Consider the following 15,760-nt stretch of genomic DNA (forward strand, 5'->3'; position numbering starts at 1 on the left):
CTCAGCGACTGCCGCGGACCGCGCGGTACGACGCCACGACACCGGCCCCCGTCAACGCGGTGAACACGGCGAACAGCCAGCGGGCCGCCGTCGCGTCGCCGCCCTGGGCCGTGTTGACGACGACACCGGCCACCCCGGCCCCGAATGCCCCCGAGATGAGCTGCACGGTGTTGATCGCCGCGGCCGCCGCGACGCCTTCGGCCGGGTCGTCGACGGAATCCATTGCGCGCACGGACAAGTGGGGCCAGGCCATGCCGATCCCGATCCCCGCGACGAGCAACCCCAGCGTCCAGGCCGCGACGGTCCCGGCCGTCGCGTTGTCGCGCTGGGTGAGCGCACCCAGCGCCAGGCCCGACGCCACCACCACGGGCGCCGCCGCGATCACCCGCCCGATCGCCCGCGGGCTCTCCAGCGACGCGCTGACGATCTCGGAGACCGTCCAGCCGACCGCCAGCGCCGCGCCCAGGAATCCGGCTGCCAGCGGCGACAGGTGGGCCAACCGCTGACCGAACAGCGGCACGTAGGTGTCCACCATGGCCCCGATCATCAGCAGGCCCATCGCCAGGTAGATCCACTTCAGGGGCCCGGGCCCAAACACGCTGGGCGGCAACACCGCCGCGTGCATCCGCCAGTCGACGACCGCGAACAGCCCGACCAGCACGACGGCGGCGGCGAGCAGTCCGGCGGTCGCGGCGAGGTTGTGCGGGATCTGGGCGACGCTGACCGCCAGGGCCGCCGCGCCGATCAGCACCAGCGACCACACCGGCACCCGCAGCCGCGGTGTCTCGGCGCTCTCACCGGCGTGACCGGCCGGCAGCGCGATCGGCACCAGCGTGGCCATCAGCCCCGTCAGACCAGTCATCGCGACGAATGCCCACCGCCACAACCCGAACTGGGCGAACAAGCCGCCCGTGGCGGGACCGACCACCGTCGCGACCCCCCACATCGCCGAAACCAGCGCCGAGGCCCGGGTCCACAGCGAGCGGGGCAGCGCCGCGTTGATGACCGCGTAGCCCAGGCCGGCCAGCAGGCCGCCGGCCACGCCCTGCAGGGCGCGCGCCCCGATCAGGACCTCCATGTTGGGGGCCGCCCCGCACGCAAGGCTGGAGACACCGAACACGCCGAGCCCCAACAGGAATGACGAGCGGGCGCCGATGCGCACCAGCATCGGATTGACCATGGTCGCCGCGACCACCGACCCGACCAGGTACAGCGTGGTCACCCAGGCGTAGAGGCGGCTGCCGCCGATCTCTGCGACGGTGTTCGGCAGCAGGCTGATCGTCAGGAACTCGTTGGTGGCGTACAGCGCGACGCCACCGGCCAGCACGACCGAGGTGCCCAGGTACTTGGCGCCCAGCAGTTCGCGCCAGCTGCCGGTGAGGGTGTCGGTGTGCGTCACTTCAGGCCGGCGGCGTCCATCCCGCGCAGTTCCTTTTTGAGGTCGGCGATTTCGTCGCGGAACCGGGCCGCAAGCTCGAACTGCAAATCGCGTGCGGCGGCCATCATCTGCGCGGTGAGGTCCTTGATCAGGTCGGCCAGTTCGGCGCGCGGCATGTTCGCCGTGTCGCGGCCCTCGAAGACACCGGCGCTGACCGCGCGACCCGGCTCCCCCTGGGCGCGCCGGCCGCGTGACATGCTGCGCCCGGAGCCGATTTCGACGGTTTCGCTGTCGTCGGCTTCGGCGTAGACCCGGTCGAGGATGTCGGCGATCTTCTTGCGCAGCGGCTGCGGGTCGATGCCGTGGGCCTCGTTGTAGGCGACCTGCTTCGCGCGTCGCCGTTCGGTCTCGTCGATGGCCTCTTTCATCGAGTCGGTCATGGTGTCGGCGTACAGGTGCACCTCGCCGGACACGTTGCGGGCGGCGCGGCCGATGGTCTGAATCAGGCTGCGCGTCGAGCGCAGGAAGCCTTCCTTGTCGGCGTCGAGGATCGCCACCAGCGACACCTCCGGCAGGTCGAGGCCCTCGCGCAGCAGGTTGATGCCGACCAGCACGTCGTAGTCGCCGAGGCGGAGCTGGCGCAGCAGCTCCACCCGGCGCAGCGTGTCGACCTCGGAGTGCAGGTAGCGCACCCGGATGCCCATTTCGAGCAGGTAGTCGGTGAGGTCCTCGGCCATCTTCTTGGTCAGCGTCGTGACCAGCACCCGCTCGTCGGCGGCGGCGCGCTTGCGGATCTCCCCGATCAGGTCGTCGATCTGCCCCTTGGTCGGCTTGACCAGCACCTTGGGGTCCACCAGGCCGGTGGGGCGGATCACCTGCTCGACGAACTCGCCGCCGGTCTGGCTGAGCTCGTAGGGCCCCGGCGTGGCCGACAAGTACACCGTCTGCCCGATCCGGTCGGCGAACTCCTCCCAGGTCAGCGGCCGGTTGTCGCACGCCGACGGTAGCCGGAACCCGTACTCCACCAGGTTGCGCTTGCGGGACATGTCGCCCTCGTACATCCCGCCGATCTGCGGCACGGTGACGTGCGACTCGTCGATGACCAGCAGGAAGTCCTCCGGGAAGTAGTCGAGCAGCGTGGCCGGCGGCGAGCCCGGTCCCCGGCCGTCGATGTGCCGGGAGTAGTTCTCGATGCCCGAGCAGAACCCGACCTGGCGCATCATCTCGATGTCGTAGTTGGTGCGCATCCGCAGCCGCTGGGCCTCCAGCAGCTTGCCCTGACGCTCGAACTCGGCGAGCCGCTCAGCGAGCTCCTCCTCGATGGTGGAGATCGCGTGGGCCATCCGCTCCGGCCCGGCCACGTAGTGGGTGGCGGGAAAGATCCGCAGCGAGTCGACCTGGCGAACCACCTCGCCGGTCAGCGGGTGCAGGTAGTACAGCGCCTCGATCTCGTCGCCGAAGAACTCGATGCGGACCGCCAGCTCCTCGTAGGACGGGATGATCTCCACGGTGTCGCCGCGCACCCGGAACGAGCCGCGGGTGAAGGACAGGTCGTTGCGGGTGTACTGGACGTCGACCAGCAGCCGCAGCAGGCCGTCGCGGGGCACCTCGACGCCGACCTGCAATTCGACCGAGCGGTCCAGGTAGGACTGCGGCGTGCCCAGGCCGTAGATGCACGACACCGAGGCCACCACCACCACGTCGCGCCGCGACAGCAGCGCCGACGTCGCGGAGTGCCGCAGCCGCTCCACGTCGTCGTTGATGGAGCTGTCCTTCTCGATGTAGGTGTCGGTCTGCGCGATGTACGCCTCCGGCTGGTAGTAGTCGTAGTACGACACGAAGTACTCGACGGCGTTGTGCGGCAACATCTCTCGCAGCTCATTGGCCAGCTGAGCGGCCAGCGTCTTGTTGGGCGCCATCACCAGCGTGGGGCGCTGCAGCCGTTCGATCAGCCAGGCGGTGGTGGCCGATTTTCCGGTGCCGGTGGCGCCGAGCAGGACCACATCGCGCTCCCCCGCCCGGATGCGGCGCTCCAGCTCCTCGATGGCCGCGGGCTGGTCGCCGGCCGGTGCGTGCGGGCTGACCACCTCGAAGCGGCCACCGGCGCGCACCAGCCCTTCGATGTCCTCGGCGGCCGGCCGGTATTCCGAGTGCGCGACGATTGGGTGTTCAGTGGCAAAGGCCATGGCACCAGGGTAGAGGCGGGTACCGACAAGTGTCCCGGTGCTGGTCTTAGGATCGATCCGATGACAAGTTCGTCTGAGCCGGTGGCGGTCGACCTCAATGAGAGGGAGCGCAAGTTCATTTGGCATGCGCTCTATGAGTGGCAGAATTCGGCGGCCTGGAAGCCGTTTCCCATCGAGGTGCTGGGATTGTCGAATTGGGACGAGTTCGACGAGCTAACAGGACGTCTTGCTCACGCCGTGACAGAGGGACAGTCGCTGACCACGTTGGATTGGGCGCGGGTGCTATATCTGACGGAAAGTTCTTGGGCCAGCAGCCTCGTCGGTGCAGCCCTTGACTTCTCGATTGTCACTGGGTTTTCCGATGCTGAAGGGCTGAGTTTGCTCCGGGGACTGCAGCGCAAGATCGGCGGCATCGACCAGGCCGAGGCGCTGTTTCCTGGAGGCGGGCGGCCCCGTCCCGTCGAGGACTGGGAACGCGAGAGCGAGCAAATTATTCGTGAGCAAGAGGGGCGAGAGTATCCCTCTGGCCTATGACGCGCGCCGCGCCGGATTGTCCACCCAGACCAAACCCAAGAACTCGAACCGACGGGTTTTGCTTCATTCGCCGTGATCCCACGGGTCGGGGTCCAGATCGCCGAGCACTGGCGGGTGGTGATGACCGGCGTGGGGCGGCGGCTCCAACCTAGGTCCGAAGGGTGTGGCAGGCCCGCCACCAAAAGCGGGGCCCCTGCCACCTTTCGCTGGAGGCGGTTGCGACTCCACCGGCGGCGGGGGCACTTCCCGAGGAGCGGGTGGGGCCTGCGGTGCGGGCCCAGGAGGCGCCATTTCACCGGGTGTGAGTGGCGGGAGCCGTCCCGGCGCTGGAGACGGGAGCGGCTCGAGTGCCCTGGTTTGCTGGTCGAAGTATTCCAGCGGCGTCCGCCATTTACTGGTTGGAGTCGGCTGCGGGCGATAGGCGGTTCCGTAGTCCGCGTTATTGGGGTCAATGAAAACGACCTTGCCATCACGCAGGAGCACCACTCCGCCAGACTTCAGGCTGGTACCGACCTGGCTATTCGGGTCGTTCATCGTGTTGTAGATCCACCGGGCGAGATCTTGCTGAGTCATTCCCGGAAAGTCACCTTTGTGCTGTTCCCAGGCATGACCTTGGGCGATTTCACTCGCTACCTGCGCTTTCTGCTCTTCGCTCCAGCCGGCGAACGGATTGCCCCGCGGCCCGGGTGGTGGAGGTGGGTCCTGTTTGAAGGTGTGGCGGTCCACGGCTTGGATTTTGGAATCCCGCGACGTACCGGGATCCCGCGGAAAGGTGTCGCGGATTCCGGACACGGCCGCGGCGACTTTGGAGGCGACCTGTTCATCGAGCCCCACCAATTGGACGGCGCGTTGTCGGATGTCTGCGGCGAAGATCTGCGCCTGGGCTAGCCGGGCGGCCCGCTGTGCGGCCGAACCGCCGCTCGACCGGTCCGTGACCGACATGTCTTCGCGCACATCGAATCCGGCGGCGTTGGCGTTCTGTACCGCGTAGCGCAACTGGGAGCGGGCCGCATACAGATCCGAGGCCCCGCTGCGGGCCACTTTCGCCGCCGCTTGCAGTTGGTCGGCTGCCGTGCTGGTCCTCAACATGTCAGCGTGGGTAGCCATGCGCAGCGCGTCGGCGCCGTCACCTTGCCAATCGACGTCATGCGCGTCCCGCCACACCTGATTGGCTAGGCCATAACTGTGTCCACCGACGGCCTCCCAGTGGTCGGCCGCCGCCGTGAGATGGTCGGTGGGCCAGGCCAACAGCCCCGAAAGGTCGGGAAACCCCGCGACCGCGGACATTCGCTACCCGCCGATCACCGTGGACATCTCGTTGACCGCGTCCGCCTCGTTGGCGACGTATCGGGCGTCAGCCTCAGACACGTGAGTCGCGTGGTCACCCACGCGCGCGGCCAGCGCAGCCGTGAATGCGGTGACCTCCGCATGGGCTGCGGCCACTGCCGCGGCGCTGGCCTGGTACGACAGGCCGAGCCGCGCCGGAGCTGCCATTTCGTCCAGCTCGCCCACCGACGCACCCCACCGACCGGCCATCGCCTGCACACCAGCGACGTCCACACGCATATGTGGAAGTTTATTCGGACCGTCGGGCCGCGAAAGTCAGTCACGGCCACACGAGGGCGCGTAAATGTACGCCGAATACGGCGTGTCGGCGTACAGACACGGACGCTCGCGGCCGAAGAAAGCTACGCCCCCGGGCGCGTCCAGGTGCGGGTGACCGGGTCGCACTCCAGCAGGTAGCCGTCGCTGGAGGTGGACATCGCGAAGACCGAGGTGTTCGGGCGGTTGCAGGAGCTGCCGGTGGTGTGCACCCCCATCGTGATCGGCGCCTTGGCCCACGTGTTGCCCTCGCAGACGACCTGCTCGCTGTTGGTCGGGTCGTAGGCGAGCTTGTCGGCGTCGCTGCACGACCCGCCCAGGACCGGCGCCCCCGGGTGCGGCGGTGTGGTCGAGGCGCTGATCACCTGGGCGGGATCGGCCACCGGCACGGACGGCGGGGCGTCGCCGACGCGGGTGGCCACCACTGGCACCCGCACCACCGCGCCCTGCGCGCCGCACTCGTCGGACAGGGCGGTTTGCGTGACCGTGCCGCGCAGCGTGCCGTCGGATTGCGGCGCCAACGACCCGGCGACGCTTTCCTGTTGGGTCGCGCTGACCTGTCCGTTCGGCTCGGTGCAGCCGGCCCGCTCCTGCTGGAACCCGCCCTGCCAATAGCCGCCGATGAACCGCAGCGAGTAGGTGTGACCGCCGTCGACGGTGCTGGCCACCTGGTGGTTGGTGTCGTCGAGCTGGGTTCCGGTCGCCGCGCACCCGTTGGCGGTGCACACCGAGCGGAACGCCCACCAGCTGGCGGCCGGGCCGTCGTGGCGGATCGGGATGCCGTTGGTGGTCTGCTTGCTGCGGTCGTAGGTCAGCTTGTAGGTGCCGTTGAGCACCGGCCCCCCGGGCCGCGCGGGCGCCGCGCTCGGCGCCGGCACGGAGGGTCGGGACGCGAGCGCGGGCACATTGGGCGTCGGGCTCTCCGGCTGAAACGAGTACAGCGTCGACCAGGTTGCCGCGATGGCGATCAGCACCGCGCACACCAACGCGGTCGCCCACCGGGCCCGGGATGAGAACCGGTGCAACAACCGCCGCCGCGGCGACGCGTCACCCGCCTGGTCGCCGGCCCGCTCGTCGGAAACCAGCTCGCCGACGGCGGCGGCGAACACGCGGCACCGCTCGAAGCGGTCCTCGGGGCGCTTGGCCAGGGCCGTGAGGAACACGTCGTCGAGGTAGGCCAGGTCGGGGCGGTAGTCGCTGAGCCGCGGCGGATCCTCGTGCAGGTGCTGGCTGATCACCGCGATCGGGTTGGAGTGCTGGAAGGGCGGCGCACCGGTGAGCAGATGAAATGCCGTGGCCGCCAACGCATACTGGTCCGCGCGGCCGTCGATGTTGGACCCGGTTAACTGTTCCGGGGCGGCGTAAGCCACCGTCCCCACCGCGACGTTGGTCTCGGTGATGCCGCTGATATTGGCGAGGTGGCGCGCTACGCCGAAGTCCGCCAACAGGATTCGGCGTTCCCCGTCCTCGGGATGGGTGAGCAGGATGTTGGCGGGCTTGACGTCGCGGTGCAGCAGCCCGCGGTCGTGGGCATAATCCAGCGCCCCCGCGACCGCCTGCAGGATCGCGCACACCTCGTCGATGGGCATCCCGTCCGGGTAGCGCTCCTTGACCAGCCGGGCCGCGTCGGTGCCCTCGACGTAGTCCATGGAGATCCAGAGCTGACCGTCGAATTCGCCGCGGTCGTGGACGCCGACGATGTGCGGGTGCCAGAGCGTCGCCGCCAGGTCGGCCTCGCGGTTGAACCGCTCGCGGAACTCGGGATCGGCGGTGACGGCCTCGGCCAGCACCTTGATCGCATCGCGACGCGGCAGCCGCGGATGCAACGCCAGGTAGACCTCGGCCATGCCGCCGGCGCCGAGCTGCCGCAGGATCGTGTAGCCGGCGAACGCTGCACCGCTGCTCAGCGCGAGGCGCGATGCGCTGGCCTCCGGGCGGGACTCGACGGCCGGGGACTCCACGGCCGGGGGCTCGGCGTTCGGGGTCGAGGTGACGGGCGGAATGCGGCGAAACAGGTGCGCGACGGTTGCCGAGGGACCCGAATGGAAGCCCGCGCGCAGGGCCTCACGCGCCAGGCGCGGGTTGCTCAGCAGCCGTCTCCCGGCGTCGATCCGCCGGGTCGTGCCCTTGTCTTCGTCCGTCAATCGCTGCCCCCTCGTTGCTCTGCTTTCACTCCCCTCACGTCCGAATGATGCCGGATCTCGTTGGGCGATGGGTCTCAGGAGGCTATGAGCACGCTATGAGTGGCCGAATCGAAATAAAGCCAAATCACAGGCGAGTCCCATGGAGAGCACTCAAACCGCGGACCGATACTTGAGTAGTGAATCGACCCGCCCCGCCTGTCCTGACAATCCGGCACGACGGGTCCCAACGCTCGTTCGCGGCCGGCCACGAGGTCGTCGTCGGGCGTGACGCGAACGCGGACTTGCGGATTCCGGATCCCCGGATCTCCCGCGCGCACCTGATCGTGCGGTTCGACCAGGGCCGCTGGCTGGCGATCGACAACGGCTCGCTGAACGGCACCTACGTCAACGGCTACCGGATGCCGGTCATCGACATCCACGACGGCCAGAGCATCAACGTCGGCAACCCGCAGGGACCGCGGCTCACGTTCGCGGTCGGACCGCAGCAGGGCCACGCCAGCGGACCGCCCCCACGCAGGCCGACGCGGGACTCCGGGCCGCCCACCGTGGCCTGGTCCGCGCTGCCGGAGCGGACGAACCCCACGGCGCCGCCCGTCCCCCGTCGGGGCCAGACCGGCAGCCAGCCCAGGCAGCCCGCGCCGCGTCCGATGCCGCCCCAGGGCCCGCCCCGGCAGCCACCCAGGCCACCGGGGCCACCGGGGCTATCGAGGCCACCGGGGCCACCGCAGCCGCGCCAGGCGCCGCCGCCCAGGCCACCCGACAGGACGCCACCCGACCAGGTGACCACCGTCAACGCCGAGCCGGCGCTCCAGCCGGACGCGCCACCGCCCGCCGAGTCCACCGTGATCGACGCCAGGACGGCCGACGTCTCCAACCTGGCCACGAGGTTCGTGAAGTTGCTCTCGCCACGCCTGTCGGCGGCCGCGGGCACGGCCGGCGCCAAGACGATCGGCCGCGCGGCCGAGAGCGACATCGTCGTCTACGACGTCCTCGCCTCGCGTCATCACGCCACGCTGATCCACACCCCGCTCGGGACCGAGATCCGCGACAACAGCATCAACGGCACCTTCGTCAACGGCACCCGGGTCGGGTCGGCGATCCTGACCGACGGCGACGTCGTCACCATCGGCAACGTCGACCTGGTGTTCCGGGGCGGCACCTTGGTCGAGGGCGGCGCCGCCGCGGCGCGCACCGGCGGCCTCGAGGTGCGCAACGTCCGCTACGTCGTCGACAGCGGCAAGCAACTGCTCGACGACATCTCGCTGACCGCCCGCCCGGGCACGCTGACCGCCGTGATCGGCGGGTCGGGCGCCGGCAAGAGCACGCTGGCCCGGCTGATCGCCGGCTACACCAGCCCCACCTCGGGCTCGGTCAGCTTCGAGGGCCACGACATCCACGGCGAATACGCGTCGTTGCGCAGCAGGATCGGCATGGTCCCCCAGGACGACGTCGTGCACCGCCAGCTCACGGTCAACCAGGCGCTGGGCTACGCCGCCGAACTGCGGCTGCCGCCCGACACCAGCAAGGCCGACCGCGCCAAGGTGGTCGCCCAGGTGCTCGAGGAGCTCGACCTCACCAAGCACGCCGACACCCGCGTCGACAAGCTGTCGGGCGGTCAGCGCAAACGGGCCTCGGTCGCGCTGGAACTGCTGACCGGGCCGTCGCTGCTGATCCTCGACGAGCCGACTTCGGGCCTCGACCCGGCGCTCGACCACCAGGTCATGACGATGCTGCGCCAGCTGGCCGACGCCGGGCGCGTGGTGATCGTGGTGACGCACATGCTGTCCTACCTGGACATCTGCGACCAGCTGCTGCTGGTGGCCCCGGGCGGCAAGACGGCCTACTTCGGCCCGCCCGACCAGATCGGTGAGGCGATGGGCACCACCAACTGGGCCAAGATCTTCACCAAGGTGGGTGCCGACCCCGAGGAAGCCAACCGGCGGTTCCAGGAGCGGGCCGAGGCCCAGCGGCGGCCCCAGAAACTGCTGCCCACCCGGACCGACGAGCCCGGCGACCTGGGCGCGCCGGTGCACACCAGCGTGCGGCGCCAGATTTCCACGGTCGCGCGCCGGCAGGTGCGGCTGGTCGTCGCCGACCGCGCGTATTTCGTCTTCCTGGCGTTGTTGCCGTTCATCCTGGGTTCGCTGTCGCTGACCGTGCCGGGCAACCACGGATTCCACGTGCCGGGCCCGGGCGCCGGGACACCCGACGAAGCCGCGCAGATCCTGGCCCTGCTGCTGCCGGCCGCGGCGTTCATGGGCACCGCGCTGACGATCCGCGACCTGGTCGGCGAGCGCGCCATCTTCCAGCGCGAGCAGGCGGTCGGGCTGTCGACCACGGCCTATCTGCTCGCAAAAACGGCGGTGTTCTGCGGGTTCGCCATCCTGCAGTCGGCGATCGTGACCGCGATCGTGGTGATCGGCAAGAGCGCCCCGACCCGCGGCGCCGTTCTCCTCGGCCACTCGACCGCCGGGGCCACCGTCGAACTCTTCCTGACCGTGGCGGGCACGTGCGTCGCCTCGGCCATCCTCGGGCTGGCCATCTCGTCGCTGGTCCGATCCAGCGAGCAGATCATGCCGCTGTTCGTGGTGACGGTGATGGCGCAGCTGGTGCTGTGCGGCGGCATGGTCCCGGTGACCGGCCGGCTCGGCCTCGACCAGCTGTCCTTCGCGATGCCCGCGCGCTGGGGCTACGCCGCGGCGGCGTCGACGGTCGATCTGCGGCACCTGGTGCCCGACACGCTGCTGTCCCAGGACCGGTTCTGGGAGCACACCTCGAAGGTCTGGCTGATCGACATGGGCATGCTGGCCGCGCTGTCGGTGTTCTACGGCGGCTTCGTGCGGTGGAAGATCCGACTGAAGCGTTAGTCCGACCCTAGATCTGCTCCGCGCCACCGTCGACGAACAACTCGCTGCCGGTCATGAAACTGCTTTCGTCCGACGCGAGGAAAAGCACCGCCGCGGCGACCTCTTCGGGCCTGCCCAGGCGGCCCATCGGGACCTTGGCTGCCTCGGTTTCTCGTAGCTCCTGCTCTCGTCCCGCCGGCGCCAGTCCCAGCAGCCCCGGCGTTTCGACCGGTCCGGGAACGATCGTGTTGACCCGGATCCCGCGGCCCACGAGTTCGGCGGCCCAGGTCCGCCCGAAGGAGCGGATCGCCGCCTTGGTCGCCGCGTACACGCTGAACGCCGGGGTGCCGTTGTAGGCGGCGGTCGATCCGGTCAGCACGATCGACGAGCCGCGGTTGAGCAGCGGCAGCATGGCTTGCACGGTGAACAACGTGCCGCCCACATTGGTCATGAAAGTGGAGGTGAAATGTTCGACGGAAATGTCGCCCAGCGCCGCGAATTCTCCGCCGCCAGCGTTGGCGAAGAGCACGTCGAGGCCGTCCCCGCGGGATGCGATGGCCTCGGCGACCGCCGCCACGTCGTCGAGGTTGGCCACGTCGGCGCGGATGCCCGTCGCCCGGTCACCGATCGAGGCCACCGCGGCGTCGATGGTGTCCTGACTGCGACCGGTCAGGAAGACGTGGGCGCCCGCGTCGGCCAGCCGCTGCGCGGTCGCCAACCCGATGCCCGAATTCCCGCCGGTGACCAGCGCTGTCTTTCCGCTGAGGTCGCTCACTGACCGTGCCCCTCCCAGTAGCCCCCTTGGCCGTACTCCCCTCGACATCGTGGTGCCTGCCAACGGCCCCGGCAACTAGAGTGGGTCAATCCATCCCCCCAAGCACGAGACGTTCGACCTGGTCGCCCGCACCAACACCGATCCGAAGGGCATCGTGCGGGCCGTCGACGAGTACGTCGTGCAGCCGTGGGGGCTCTATCTCGCCCGCCCCACCCCGGGCCGCCCGCAGTTCCACTACCTCGAATCCTGGCTGCTGCCGTCGTTGGGCTTGCGCGCCACCGTCTTTCACTTCAACCCGGGGCACGAACGCGACCAGGACTACTACCTCGACGTGGGCGAATACACGCCGGGCGGCGACGTGTGGCATTCGGAAGACCACTACCTCGACATCGTCGTCCGCACCGGCGCCGGCGCCGAGCTGGCCGACGTCGACGAGCTGCTGGACGCCGTGCGCCACGGCCTGCTGACGCCGGAGGTGGCCGAACGAGCCGTGCGGCGCGCCGTGATCGCCATCGACGGGCTGGCCCGCAACGGCCACGACCTTTCCCGGTGGCTGGCCACCCGTGGCATGGAGCTGACCTGGCGTGAGGCATAGCTCGTTTCCTCACGTGACCCACGGGTATCACTTGGGGATGCGTTTGATCGACCACCGACGCAAACGCCGGCCCGGCCGGGACCCGCGTTTCGTCATAGAACGGCAGGGGGCGGCCAGCGACCACTTCTACCTTCGCCTCGAGATCGACGGCGAGCTGGTCTGCTGGGCGATCCCCGACCACAGCCGGATAGCCCGCCGCACCGAGGACCTCCCGCTCGAAGCCGCCGAGCGCGACGTCGACGGCGACGCCGGCACGTATGTCAACGCGACGCCCTACGACATGGGCGAATGCCTTGAGCGCGGCCATCTTTCGTTCTTTCTGTGCGGCGAGTGGCTGCGCGGCTGGTATACGCTGACCCGGATCCGCGACGGCGATCACGAGACATGGCTGCTGATCAGGCGCAAAGACGACGAGGACGCCGACACGCTGCGCCAGCCGGCGCTGACCGGCCACTCACTGGACGACGTGTCATGACGGACTTCGCCGCCCTGCCCGCCCCGGTGCGCGCGGCGCTGCACGACGAACCGGTGCCCGACTGGCGGGCTCCCACGCTGGCCACGCTGACCGACCGGCGGTTCTCCGATCCGCAGTGGATATTCGAGCGCAAATTCGACGGGATGCGCTGCCTCGGCTTTCGCGATGGTGAACGGGTACGGCTGCTGTCGCGAAATCGGCAGCCGCTCAACGGAACCTATCCCGAGCTTGTCGACGCGCTCGGCGCCCAGCGCACCACGCGGTTCGTCGTGGACGGCGAGGTGGTGGCGTTCGAGGGCCGACGCACCAGCTTCGAACGGCTGCAGGGCCGGCTGGGCATCACCGACCCCGAGGTGGCCCGCGCGTCACCGGTCCGCGTCTTCTACTACGTGTTCGACCTGCTGCACGTCGACGGCAAGTCGACCACCGATGTGCCGCAGCTGTGGCGAAAGAAACTGCTGCGCAAGGTGATTGACTTCGGCGACCCGCTGAGGTTCGCGGTGCATCGGGTCGAGGACGGGATCGGCGCCTACGAGGCGGCATGCAAACGCGGCGACGAGGGTGTGATCGCCAAGCGGACCGACGCCACGTACGAAGGCGGCCGGTCGAAGAACTGGCTGAAGTTCAAATGCGTTCGCGACCAGGAATTCGTCGTCGGCGGCTACACCAGCCCGAAGGGCAGCCGCATCGAGTTGGGGGCGCTGCTGCTCGGCTACCACGACGGTCGCGACCTGGTCTACGCCGGCAAGGTGGGAACCGGGTTCGACGAACCCACGCTGCGGAGCCTGCACGAGCGGCTGTCCCCCCTCGAGCAGGACGAGCCACCCTTCACCCGGGGTTTGGTGCGCGAGAACGGCGCCCACTGGGTGCGTCCCGAACTGGTTGCCCAGATCGGGTTTGCCGAGTGGACCCGCGACGGCAAGCTGCGCCACCCGCGATACCAGGGGTTGCGCACCGACAAGGACGCGTCCGACGTGGTGCGGGAGACGCGGTGACGGCGCGCGTCGACGTCGAGGTCACCCACCCGGACCGGGTGGTGTTCCCCAAGGACGGGATCACCAAGGGCGAGCTGGTGGACTACTACGGCGAGGTGGCCGACGCGATGCTGCCGCACCTGCGGGATCGGGCGCTCACCGTGCAACGGTTCCCACGCGGCATCGGCGAACAAGGTTGGGTGCAACAGGATTTCGCCGGCTCGCTGCCCGACTGGATGGGCCGGGTGGAGGTCGGCAAAGAGGGCGGCACCGTGGTGCATCCCGTGGCGGAGCGCCCCGAGGCGCTGCGCTGGCTGGCCAACCAGAACTGCGTCACGTTGCACGTGTGGCAGTCGCGGCGGGACCGGCTGCACAAGCCCGACCGGCTGGTCTTCGACCTCGACCCCTCCGGCAGCGACTTCGCCGTGGTGCGGGCGACGGCCCACGCGACGGCCGGGGTCCTGGACGACCTCGGGCTGGCGCGCTACGTGCAGACCACCGGGTCGCGCGGGTTGCACGTGGTGGTGCCGCTGCGTCCGGACACCGATTTCGACACCGTCCGCGAATTCGCCCGCGAGGTCGCCGAGGTGGTGGTGGCCGATGACCCCGCGCACCGCACCCTGGAAGCCCGCAAGGACAACCGCGGCGACCGCGTGTACCTCGACATCATGCGAAACGCCTACGCGCAGACGGCGGTTGCACCGTATTCGGTGCGGGCCCGGGCGGGCGCGCCGGCGGCGACCCCGCTGGAGTGGGCGGAACTGGACATCTTAAACAAGCGAAGCCTGCGGGCGGACCGATTCACCATCCGTGATCTCCCCAAACGGCTTGCCGGGCAAGGCGATCCGTGGGCCGGCATGTACCGGCACGCTCGCTCGTTGAAGGGTCCCGCGCAGCGGGTGGCAAAGCTTCGTGCCTGAGCTGCCCGACGTGGAGGGCTTTCGGCGCGAGCTGGCCGACGCGCTGCCCGGCCGGCGGATCCGGGGCGTGCAGGTCCGCGATCCGGGCATCCTGCGAAACACCACCGCCGCGGGCCTCGGCCGGCGGCTCGACGGTCACCGCTTCGATCGCCCACGCCGGCACGGCAAGTGGCTGATGCTGCCGACGGACGGCCCGACGCTGCTGGTGCACAGCGGGATGACCGGGCACCCGTACTACGCCGCCGACGGCGCCGAGCGCGAGCCGTACGAGCGGCTGGCGATCGCGCTGGATCGCGGGGAACTGCGCTACGCGGACCTGCGCAAGCTGCGCGGGGTGTGGCTGGCCGACGACGACGAGGACGTCGCGCACGTGACGGGCCCGCAGGGCCCCGACGCGCTGGGCCTCGGCCTGCCGGCGTTTCGCGAGGCGCTGCGCGGCCGGTCCGGGCGGCTGAAGCCGACGCTGATGGACCAGGCGGTGATCGCCGGACTCGGCAACCTGCTCACCGACGAGATCTGCTGGCGGGCCCGGATCGCGCCGGCCCGCCCGATCCCGCAACTCGGGGCCGCCGACGTCAAGCGCCTACACGCCGCGATGACGCAGGTGCTGCGCACCGCGGTGCCACACGGTCGGGTGCCCGGCCTGCCGCGGTGGCTCACCCGGGTGCGCGACGACCCCGACCCGTCCTGTCCGCGCTGCGGCACCCGCCTCGCGCGTGCCCGGGTCGCCGGGCGGACGTCGCTGTGGTGCCCGCGCTGTCAGGCCGGGTAATGTCGGCTGCTATGAGCCCCAGCAACCACCGATGGATGGCAATCACTGCCTTGACCGTCATCGCGGCCGGGTCCCAGCTAAGCCCGGCAACCGCGCGGGCGGACTTGCACAACATCACCTACCGCGCCCGGATCGACGCGCTGACCACCGGCAGTCAGGCCATTTTCGTGATCAACGGCAACCGGGCGAACAGCACCAACCTGCCGTCGATGCCGGGCAACGTGTTCGAGGCCAACACGGTGTTGCCCGATCCGCAGCAGGCCGGGATGCAGATCGTGCTGCATTTCCCCTACTCGGCGAATGTGCATTGCGAGATCGACGTGGACGACAACGTTTTCACGCAGCTCGATCAGTTCGTCAGACCAACGCCCGGCAATTCCGATCCCAAGAACGGCATGCTGCAATGCGGTGCGCCCATACCCGCCTAACCGCGGGAATCACATCCGCCACACGAGTCTCTCCGCCGAACCATTGCCCGTTGTGTCCACCTCGTAGCGACAAGCGGATTAGTCGCTATGAGGTGGACATGACGCGTACCACCTCCCCTGGAGGCGCGTGG

Annotated in this window: 14 protein-coding genes; 8 read left to right on the forward strand and 6 right to left on the reverse strand. The window is 69.5% G+C overall.

Translation table 11 applies throughout. The features are described from left to right. Position 1 precedes the first annotated feature (1 nt). Both AC5Y4S_RS25205 and uvrB read right to left on the reverse strand, forming a co-directional pair. Positions 2–1,399, reverse strand: a complete 1,398-nt coding sequence (locus AC5Y4S_RS25205) for an MFS transporter (protein ID WP_500035310.1) — start codon at positions 1,397–1,399, stop codon at positions 2–4. Then, entirely contained in the window at positions 1,396–3,564 is a 2,169-nt protein-coding gene (gene uvrB / locus AC5Y4S_RS25210; RefSeq protein ID WP_500035311.1) for an excinuclease ABC subunit UvrB, read from the reverse strand. The genes AC5Y4S_RS25205 and uvrB overlap by 4 nt, the downstream gene beginning before the upstream one ends. 60 nt (positions 3,565–3,624) lie before the next feature. On the opposite strand from uvrB, the gene AC5Y4S_RS25215 reads away from it, so the two are divergent. Then, the gene (locus tag AC5Y4S_RS25215) at positions 3,625–4,098 is read left to right on the forward strand and encodes a hypothetical protein (protein WP_500035312.1); all 474 of its coding nucleotides are present in this window, start codon (positions 3,625–3,627) and stop codon (positions 4,096–4,098) included. 63 nt (positions 4,099–4,161) lie between these two features. On the opposite strand, the gene AC5Y4S_RS25220 is transcribed toward AC5Y4S_RS25215, so the two are convergent. From AC5Y4S_RS25220 to AC5Y4S_RS25230, 3 genes are all read right to left on the reverse strand, one after another. Then, complete coding sequence (locus AC5Y4S_RS25220) at positions 4,162–5,385, reverse strand: hypothetical protein (RefSeq protein WP_500035313.1); 1,224 nt, start codon at positions 5,383–5,385, stop codon at positions 4,162–4,164. A gap of 3 nt (positions 5,386–5,388) precedes the next feature. Then, positions 5,389–5,664, reverse strand: a complete 276-nt coding sequence (locus AC5Y4S_RS25225) for a hypothetical protein (RefSeq protein WP_500035314.1) — start codon at positions 5,662–5,664, stop codon at positions 5,389–5,391. A 122-nt stretch (positions 5,665–5,786) separates the two neighbouring features. Next, the gene (locus AC5Y4S_RS25230; RefSeq protein WP_500035315.1) at positions 5,787–7,844 is read right to left on the reverse strand and encodes a serine/threonine-protein kinase; all 2,058 of its coding nucleotides are present in this window, start codon (positions 7,842–7,844) and stop codon (positions 5,787–5,789) included. A 176-nt stretch (positions 7,845–8,020) separates the two neighbouring features. On the opposite strand from AC5Y4S_RS25230, the gene AC5Y4S_RS25235 reads away from it, so the two are divergent. Continuing rightward, a complete protein-coding gene (locus AC5Y4S_RS25235) occupies positions 8,021–10,711 on the forward strand; it encodes an ATP-binding cassette domain-containing protein (RefSeq protein WP_500035316.1) in 2,691 nt (896 codons plus the stop codon). A gap of 7 nt (positions 10,712–10,718) precedes the next feature. Here AC5Y4S_RS25235 and AC5Y4S_RS25240 read toward each other — a convergent pair whose 3' ends face one another. Then, positions 10,719–11,465 carry an SDR family oxidoreductase gene (locus AC5Y4S_RS25240; protein WP_500035317.1) on the reverse strand — a complete coding sequence of 249 codons (747 nt, stop codon included), beginning with the start codon at positions 11,463–11,465 and terminating at the stop codon, positions 10,719–10,721. 154 nt (positions 11,466–11,619) lie between these two features. Here AC5Y4S_RS25240 and AC5Y4S_RS25245 point away from each other — a divergent pair, with 154 nt between their 5' ends. The 6 genes from AC5Y4S_RS25245 to AC5Y4S_RS25270 are packed head-to-tail and all read left to right on the forward strand — an operon-like array spanning position 11,620 to position 15,629. Beyond that, positions 11,620–12,060, forward strand: coding sequence for a ribonuclease FAU-1 family protein (locus AC5Y4S_RS25245; protein ID WP_500035318.1), 441 nt, complete (start codon positions 11,620–11,622; stop codon positions 12,058–12,060). Positions 12,061–12,097: 37 nt separating this feature from the next. After that, positions 12,098–12,535 carry a DNA polymerase ligase N-terminal domain-containing protein gene (locus AC5Y4S_RS25250; RefSeq protein ID WP_500035319.1) on the forward strand — a complete coding sequence of 146 codons (438 nt, stop codon included), beginning with the start codon at positions 12,098–12,100 and terminating at the stop codon, positions 12,533–12,535. Then, entirely contained in the window at positions 12,532–13,530 is a 999-nt protein-coding gene (ligD, locus tag AC5Y4S_RS25255; RefSeq protein ID WP_500035320.1) for a non-homologous end-joining DNA ligase, read from the forward strand. The genes AC5Y4S_RS25250 and ligD (AC5Y4S_RS25255) overlap by 4 nt, the downstream gene beginning before the upstream one ends. Then, positions 13,527–14,429 (forward strand): non-homologous end-joining DNA ligase, encoded by a 903-nt coding sequence (gene ligD / locus AC5Y4S_RS25260; RefSeq protein ID WP_500035321.1) that lies wholly within the window; start codon positions 13,527–13,529, stop codon positions 14,427–14,429. Before ligD (AC5Y4S_RS25255) ends, ligD (AC5Y4S_RS25260) begins: the two co-directional genes overlap by 4 nt. Next, on the forward strand, positions 14,422–15,201 hold the full coding sequence (locus AC5Y4S_RS25265; protein ID WP_500035322.1) for an Fpg/Nei family DNA glycosylase: 780 nt from the start codon (positions 14,422–14,424) through the stop codon (positions 15,199–15,201). Before ligD (AC5Y4S_RS25260) ends, AC5Y4S_RS25265 begins: the two co-directional genes overlap by 8 nt. An 11-nt stretch (positions 15,202–15,212) precedes the next feature. Beyond that, complete coding sequence (locus tag AC5Y4S_RS25270) at positions 15,213–15,629, forward strand: hypothetical protein (RefSeq protein WP_068128808.1); 417 nt, start codon at positions 15,213–15,215, stop codon at positions 15,627–15,629. Positions 15,630–15,760 lie beyond the last annotated feature (131 nt).

It is taken from the genome of Mycobacterium sp. NGS64, from assembly GCF_059812245.1.

Excerpts from the sequence above, each read along its gene's own strand:
- uvrB (WP_500035311.1), bottom strand. The coding sequence starts at position 3,564 with ATGGCCTTTGCCACTGAACACCCAATCGTCGCGCACTCGGAATACCGG.
- AC5Y4S_RS25215 (WP_500035312.1), top strand. The coding sequence starts at position 3,625 with ATGACAAGTTCGTCTGAGCCGGTGGCGGTCGACCTCAATGAGAGGGAG.
- AC5Y4S_RS25220 (WP_500035313.1), bottom strand. The coding sequence starts at position 5,385 with ATGTCCGCGGTCGCGGGGTTTCCCGACCTTTCGGGGCTGTTGGCCTGG.
- AC5Y4S_RS25225 (WP_500035314.1), bottom strand. The coding sequence starts at position 5,664 with ATGCGTGTGGACGTCGCTGGTGTGCAGGCGATGGCCGGTCGGTGGGGT.
- AC5Y4S_RS25250 (WP_500035319.1), top strand. The coding sequence starts at position 12,098 with ATGCGTTTGATCGACCACCGACGCAAACGCCGGCCCGGCCGGGACCCG.
- ligD (WP_500035320.1), top strand. The coding sequence starts at position 12,532 with ATGACGGACTTCGCCGCCCTGCCCGCCCCGGTGCGCGCGGCGCTGCAC.
- AC5Y4S_RS25270 (WP_068128808.1), top strand. The coding sequence starts at position 15,213 with ATGAGCCCCAGCAACCACCGATGGATGGCAATCACTGCCTTGACCGTC.